Here is a 6,142-nt window from a genome sequence, read left to right as displayed (position 1 = left end):
TGAAAGAGATTGCCGATGTATGCGGAATTAAAAAGAACCTGACATTCCACCTTGCCCGGCACACGTTCGCAACGACTACCACACTATCAAAGGGCGTACCCATTGAAACGGTTTCCAAGATGCTGGGACACACCAATATCGAAACGACACAAATTTACGCCCGCATCACTAACAGCAAGATAGGCAGCGATATGCAGGGGCTTGACAAGAAGTTTGTCGGCATCGAGAAAATTTACAAGGAAGTCGCCATGTAATCTTGATTATTGGGAACTGGTCACAATTTGTGACCAGTCCTCACTATTATTCCAACATTACTTAATTCCCTAAAATATACGATTATGGATTTACAGATTATCCAGAACAAGATTTTTGAAGTCAGAGGTTGCCGGGTGATGCTCGATTATCATTTGGCAGAACTCTACCAAGTGGAAACACGAGCCTTGAAGCAGGCGGTCAAGCGCAATATCGAGCGTTTTCCAAGTGATTTTATGTTTGTTCTCACCCAAGAGGAAGCTAACTTGCTGTTATCCATAGGGGTGTCACAAAATGTGATACCCCCAGCTTACAACTTCGGCGTTGCTATGCCTATGGCTTTCACCGAACAGGGCGTAGCCATGCTTTCTTCGGTTCTCCGCTCCAAAGTAGCCATAGAAGTAAACATTTCAATCATGCGGGCTTTTGTCCTCATGCGCCAAATGGCAATCGGTTACGAGGAACTGTTAAAGCGCATCGAGGAACTGGAGGTAAGCACCGATGCGCAGTTCAACGAACTGTACCAAGCCCTTACCCAGCTTTTGAGCCAGTCGAAACAACAGAAAGAACGCCGTCCGGTAGGTTTCGTTACCTATAACCGTGACAAAAACGAATAGGTAACGATTTCGGTAACGAAATTCCGCCTAACAAACTATATCCCAGTATTGTACATTCTTCCACCTTGCGGGCAGTCCACCGACTACCCGCATTTTTTATATCCTTTTCCAACTGGCACATTTCCCGAAACGCCAGCCGTGCGTGGCATGGCTGACTGTATTTCGTGAAAAGAGCCGTTGGAAACCCGCACAAGCGTATTGCAAGCAAGCTCACAACACCCTTGCCCTTCCCGCCCGCATGGAGTGTTCCCTAAAAGACGAAAGAGAACAGGCACTTTTCCCCTGTTTCCCTAAATGTAAATCTTCCTCTCACGCAGTCCCCCAGCCGGGACAGTCGTTTTAATCATTTCAATAGGCAAAGGTAGTTACGTGTTCTTCACGATTTTGCAAGGTCGAACCGTTCCGGTTTGGCGAAAAAATCTTCCCTGCCTTGCGAGGTATTTTTTGCCCAAAACCCTGCAAACTCTAAACACTACCCTTTTACGCCTATGTGAAACGAAAACGACCGACCCGACCGGAAGACGCATAAAAAAAAAGTCGGATTTATGGGAAACAGGAAAAAAGTTCAGTGAAACTTCAACTCCCTCACCTCTCGAATCCGCATAAATTAAAAACTTAAAAATTACAGCAATATGGAAGCAATGACATTATCAGCAGCAAGCGTTTATGTAGGCACTTACGCCAAGTACAACAATGGTTCATTGTATGGGGCATGGCTCAACCTTTCGGATTATTCGGACAAGGAAGAATTTTACGAAGCCTGCCGGGAACTGCATAAGGACGAGGAAGATGCGGAATATATGTTTCAGGATTACGAGAATATCCCGGAAGCCCTGATTTCTGAAAGCTGGATTTCTGAAAACTTTTTCGCTTTGCGTGATGCGGTGGAGGATTTGAGCGACACCGAGCAGGAAGCCTTTTTCGTGTGGTGCAACTATAAAAGCCGTGATTTGGGCGAGGAAGATGCGGACGACCTTGTACGTGATTTCCGGGACGAGTATCAGGGACAATATGACGATGAAGAAGATTTCGCCTATGAAATTATAGAAGAATGTTACGACCTGCCGGAGTTCGCAAAGACCTATTTCGATTATGAAAAGTTTGCCCGTGACCTGTTTATGTGCGATTACTGGTTTGATGACGGCTTTGTATTCCGTGCGGCATAACAACCAATCCGGGCGGGGTGTCAAAGCCCTGCCCGCTAAAAACAACCAAGTTTATAACCATAAAAATAAGACATCATGCAGTCACTTAACAAAAACGGGGTAAGCATTACCCAAACACCGGGAGAAGAAAAGTTCGTGAAATGCTGTTTAGGGGCTTTCAGGGGACAGATTTATTTTCAATATGACTACCGCCACACGGACGGCGAACTTTTCAGCACGGTAGCTAAAACGCTGGCAGAGTGCCGCCGTAAGCGTGACGAGTGGATAGCGAAAAAAAATAACAGAGTAATAAGTAAATTTTAGGGATATGAAAACAACAGAAGTAAACAAGGAGCTTATCGGCAGGCGTTGCGAGTGCATTTTTACGGGCTTAATGGTAACAGGTATCATTGAGGACACGGAAGAAAACGAACACACCATAGAGGTAAAAGTCCGTTTCGACCACCCGCACCAGTGGGGCGATGATTTGTATAATGATGTGTGGGCGTGGGGGCGCAAAATTGACGAGTTCGGCACGCTGCACCATTGGCAACTGCTGGAGGACAAACTGGACTTTCAGATAATGACGGTAGTTTTCGGCGAGCCAATCAGCCAAATAGACCGCAGTGTTTTTGAAGATGTGGAAACGTGGGGCGTCTGTTCCCTGCAAGGCTGGGTAAACAGCTACGAGAGTGTCCGGTTTGTAGCCATAGACGACCATACGGCAATCATCACGGGCGAATATAACATGGAGCAGGTAAAGGTGTGGTTAGAGAAATACACGCCCATAAAGAGCCTTAAAACCAGTTGATAGAAAACGACGGCTGCTTGCCGCCGTTACTTTCTTCCGTGAGCCTACCAGCGGGTGAAGAAAGTAACAAAGAAGCCTTGTTTATCTTTCTCCTATAAGCAAATGTTCAACCTTAATTGATAGGTATCGTTTAATTGCTCATGATACTAATGATTATTGTAAATACTTTGTATAAAAATCACGCCATTCTCTAACTTTACTTTTCCCCTTTTCAATATCTTGTTTATTATAAAATGCTGATATATAATATTTTTCTTTATCTGTTTCATCATCTGTAACCCAAAAATCATAATCTGTTCCTGAATAGCCATTGCCCCATAGCCACTTCTGATTAAATCCTTTAATTGTAATAATATCAAGATTTTCTTTGCTTAGAGAAAGTAAATCTTCTCTGATATTCTTTAGAAGGGAATATCTTTCTATTAACTTTTTGAACTTTTGTTTTCCTACTGAAGATATTCCGTTGTAATATAACCATATTAATTCATGTCGAGATAAAGTGGCTCTAACCATTGTTGTATATTTATATTTTTCCTCAAATGATAAAAAATCCGCATTGTCAACGAATTTTACAATGGTATATAAATGCCTAAAATAATGGTCAAAATATGTTGGTGTGTAACTATCATCGTAAGAACTTAAACCATTAAAGTACAAATATTGCCTCATACCTTCCGCTTTTTGGGTACTTCCATCAGCTAATTTGAAATAGTGAGTACGTTCTACAAATGAATAAAAGAATAATTCTCTACCCTTCACAACTTTATCTACAATAACTTCTTTTGCGATTCTTCCTAATGCTGGGTCTGGGGCGTCTTCTATAACCTGTTCTCTGCTAATATCCGTAAAAGACAAGTCATTAACAATTTGCTGTTGCAAACTCAACATATTAAAAAATGTATTTTCAAAACGCTGTAATTTTAGTGTGTTGTTTTGGGTAGAAAATTCGTTTCGTTGAAGCCCTAAATCTTTTCGTTGTAATTTCAGTTCGTTTCGTTGAATAAAAATGGCAACAATAACACCAGCAAAAGCAAAAGCTGAAATCAGTGCGTTTACTGCGCCAAAACTATCTCCAAACAGTGCTTGCGGATTATCGTCATTTGCAACAGTAAAATATGTTTTAGCGTACCAATGAGATAAAAACATTCCTCCTATCCATAGTACCAAACAAACAATAATTGCAATGAAGATTATCCAGCCTGTATAATCTTTCTCGTCACGTTCATTATTTATACTCATATGTAATATATTTTAGTCCAATACTTTTGCAAAGGTACTTAAAAATATAGGTTCTATAATTTATAAAACCTATATTTATATATCAATATGAAATGATATTTATTCGTTATTGTCATTATTGAACGAGAACGTAAGTTGCCGCATCTGTCCGAAGCTGTCGATAATATAAATGTCAATCGTCTGCTGGTCTGTCGATGCCGATGTGTAGTATAGCCGGAACGTTTCTTTCTCCAGCGGGTAAAGGTCATTGGGCAGGAATACCGTGCCGTTATCCATTTCCAGCTTCCCTTTGCCGTCCGGCTGGAAATACCGTATCTGATAGGTAGTCGGTTGGTAATAGCCGCCACGCACCAACTGGCAGCGTATTTCGGCGGTTTCACCTACTTTAAGCCTTTTGGGTACGGGCAGCGTTTCGATGCTGAACGGGTACGCCTGTTGAATATCCAAGTTGTCATTACAGGCGGTGACAAGCACGAGGGCGGCCACGATGTAGCAGCCCATGATGATTTTATACATTACATTTTTCATATACATTATTATATAGCGGTCAGTTGATAATGAATTTCAGTCCCAAAGATACCTGCGTGTGGAACTTGCCTATGTCCGAGCCGAACAACGCCCGTTCCCTTGCGTTCAGCAGCAGAGCCACCCGGTCGGTCAGGTAGGCTTCCAGTTCCAGCGTGAGCGCACCGCCGTAAATGAAGCAGTCCTTATCCAGCAAGGTAGAGCCGTCCGGCAAGAGTTTTTCGCTTCGGTTGCTTGTTTCATATCCGGCGAGTGCCGACAGTCCCAGCGACAGGAAAAAGGTCTTACGCCTGTCCGATAGGAATTTCAAGTAATAGCCGCCCTCTGCAGTAAACTGTTCTACGGGTATCTGCATATCCTTGTAGTCATACTTCTTGTGCAGGTACTCCCCGCCAATCACCCAGCGGTTGGCGTTCTTGGTGTAAACGCTGTACGCCGCCCCGATGTGGTAGGCGAAATCACTGCCAGCGTTCCAATGCACCCCGTCCGCCATGCCCGCCGTGACCTGCAAGCCTTTCATGCCCGGCAGGTATCTTTGTGCGTGTGCCTGGTTGAAATGCAGGCACAGCACAAAGAGTATTCCGATAAATAGAAACCGTTTCATTCCTATTTGATTTTGAGTTCGTTAATCACTTCTGCGTTCACGATGTCGGCGTTTTCCACCCGTATGGTCTGATGCCGCCCGCCGTTCTTCTCGTAGAGTTCCACCAGCAGCAGCTTGTCGTCAGGAATGGTGAACTTCGGCAGGGCATACACCGTGCGCACGGTACTTTTTCCTGCAATCTCTACCACCTCGTTGTAGCTGCGTACCGCATCCAGCACCGTTTCCTGAATAGCCGTGCGCTTGGGTACTTTCTTATCGACTATCTTAAACTTGATGAAGTCGGTATCGAAAGGCACATTGGAACTGTTCTTTGTCTGCGTGTGTACATAGAGCATTCCGTTATAGGTGTAAATCCCCTTGATTAAGAACTGTATGCCGAAACGCTTGCTACCCAAGTGGCGCACTTTCCGGTCATTGTTCTTGTAGATGCTCTGCATTATCAGTTTCACTAATAGCGGGCTTTCATTACCTAATTCTCGGAAATAGATGTTCATGCGGGTATGCGAAAAGTCGCTGGTGTCCTCGTTCTCCAAGAAGTCTTTCATTTCGATATTGAGCATTTCCGGCTCACGGGCGTACTTGGCGTTGAACGAAAAGAAACTGCCGTCCTCGCAAATGACGGAGAAGTTCGTTTCGCCCGGAAAGCCCTCTGTCGTGGCTTTTACCCGGATAACGTTCTCCGCACCGTCCGCCTTGCCCGCTATGATGTGGTTGCTTCCCAAATCGACATAGCGGACGGCAGCGGGGAAGATGATGTGTACCGTCTTGGCAAAGGTCACTTCCACGCCGTAGGGCGTTACCATTTGGCGGTACGGGAGTTTCCGGGTAATACCCCGGTACAAGTCGTTGCCAGCCGCATACTTCACGGTGTCAGGGGTTTGTGCGTTTGCCGCACACACGCCCAGCAAGAGGGCGAACATTACAAAAATCTGTTTCATCGTTAATTGAA

At 44.4% G+C, this 6,142-nt stretch carries 9 protein-coding genes; 5 read left to right on the top strand and 4 right to left on the bottom strand.

The annotated features are described in order from the left end of the window. The 5 genes from E5342_RS15060 to E5342_RS15030 all read left to right on the top strand — a co-directional run. The coding region (locus E5342_RS15060; RefSeq protein WP_168354502.1) for a tyrosine-type recombinase/integrase at positions 1 to 254 on the top strand (254 nt) is incomplete at its 5' end. An 84-nt stretch (positions 255 to 338) separates the two neighbouring features. Further along, entirely contained in the window at positions 339 to 869 is a 531-nt protein-coding gene (locus E5342_RS15055; protein WP_007653012.1) for an ORF6N domain-containing protein, read from the top strand. Positions 870 to 1,501: 632 nt separating this feature from the next. Further along, positions 1,502 to 2,035, top strand: coding sequence for an antirestriction protein ArdA (locus tag E5342_RS15040; protein ID WP_135959695.1), 534 nt, complete (start codon positions 1,502 to 1,504; stop codon positions 2,033 to 2,035). 75 nt (positions 2,036 to 2,110) lie between these two features. Continuing rightward, the gene (locus E5342_RS15035; RefSeq protein WP_007653021.1) at positions 2,111 to 2,338 is read left to right on the top strand and encodes a DUF3873 domain-containing protein; all 228 of its coding nucleotides are present in this window, start codon (positions 2,111 to 2,113) and stop codon (positions 2,336 to 2,338) included. A gap of 4 nt (positions 2,339 to 2,342) precedes the next feature. Beyond that, positions 2,343 to 2,825 (top strand): DUF7258 domain-containing protein, encoded by a 483-nt coding sequence (locus E5342_RS15030; RefSeq protein ID WP_135959694.1) that lies wholly within the window; start codon positions 2,343 to 2,345, stop codon positions 2,823 to 2,825. Between the two features lie 153 nt (positions 2,826 to 2,978). Here the strand turns inward: E5342_RS15030 and E5342_RS15025 are convergent, their stop codons facing one another. The 4 genes from E5342_RS15025 to traN form a co-directional block, all read right to left on the bottom strand. Beyond that, complete coding sequence (locus E5342_RS15025; protein WP_135959693.1) at positions 2,979 to 4,064, bottom strand: putative phage abortive infection protein; 1,086 nt, start codon at positions 4,062 to 4,064, stop codon at positions 2,979 to 2,981. A gap of 99 nt (positions 4,065 to 4,163) precedes the next feature. Beyond that, positions 4,164 to 4,598, bottom strand: a complete 435-nt coding sequence (locus E5342_RS15020) for a DUF3872 domain-containing protein (RefSeq protein ID WP_135959692.1) — start codon at positions 4,596 to 4,598, stop codon at positions 4,164 to 4,166. Between the two features lie 13 nt (positions 4,599 to 4,611). Then, positions 4,612 to 5,193 (bottom strand): conjugal transfer protein TraO, encoded by a 582-nt coding sequence (locus tag E5342_RS15015; protein ID WP_122139054.1) that lies wholly within the window; start codon positions 5,191 to 5,193, stop codon positions 4,612 to 4,614. A gap of 2 nt (positions 5,194 to 5,195) precedes the next feature. Continuing rightward, positions 5,196 to 6,131 carry a conjugative transposon protein TraN gene (gene traN / locus E5342_RS15010; protein WP_135959691.1) on the bottom strand — a complete coding sequence of 312 codons (936 nt, stop codon included), beginning with the start codon at positions 6,129 to 6,131 and terminating at the stop codon, positions 5,196 to 5,198. Positions 6,132 to 6,142 lie beyond the last annotated feature (11 nt).

This window comes from Parabacteroides distasonis (assembly GCF_004793765.1).
In the GTDB taxonomy this organism is placed as follows: Bacteria; Bacteroidota; Bacteroidia; order Bacteroidales; family Tannerellaceae; genus Parabacteroides; species Parabacteroides distasonis_A.
Note: the sequence above shows the minus strand (reverse complement) of the source record. Positions and strands in the feature narration are given on the sequence as shown.

Excerpts from the sequence above, each read along its gene's own strand:
- E5342_RS15055 (WP_007653012.1), top strand. The coding sequence starts at position 339 with ATGGATTTACAGATTATCCAGAACAAGATTTTTGAAGTCAGAGGTTGC.
- E5342_RS15040 (WP_135959695.1), top strand. The coding sequence starts at position 1,502 with ATGGAAGCAATGACATTATCAGCAGCAAGCGTTTATGTAGGCACTTAC.
- E5342_RS15035 (WP_007653021.1), top strand. The coding sequence starts at position 2,111 with ATGCAGTCACTTAACAAAAACGGGGTAAGCATTACCCAAACACCGGGA.
- E5342_RS15030 (WP_135959694.1), top strand. The coding sequence starts at position 2,343 with ATGAAAACAACAGAAGTAAACAAGGAGCTTATCGGCAGGCGTTGCGAG.
- E5342_RS15025 (WP_135959693.1), bottom strand. The coding sequence starts at position 4,064 with ATGAGTATAAATAATGAACGTGACGAGAAAGATTATACAGGCTGGATA.
- E5342_RS15020 (WP_135959692.1), bottom strand. The coding sequence starts at position 4,598 with ATGTATATGAAAAATGTAATGTATAAAATCATCATGGGCTGCTACATC.
- E5342_RS15015 (WP_122139054.1), bottom strand. The coding sequence starts at position 5,193 with ATGAAACGGTTTCTATTTATCGGAATACTCTTTGTGCTGTGCCTGCAT.
- traN (WP_135959691.1), bottom strand. The coding sequence starts at position 6,131 with ATGAAACAGATTTTTGTAATGTTCGCCCTCTTGCTGGGCGTGTGTGCG.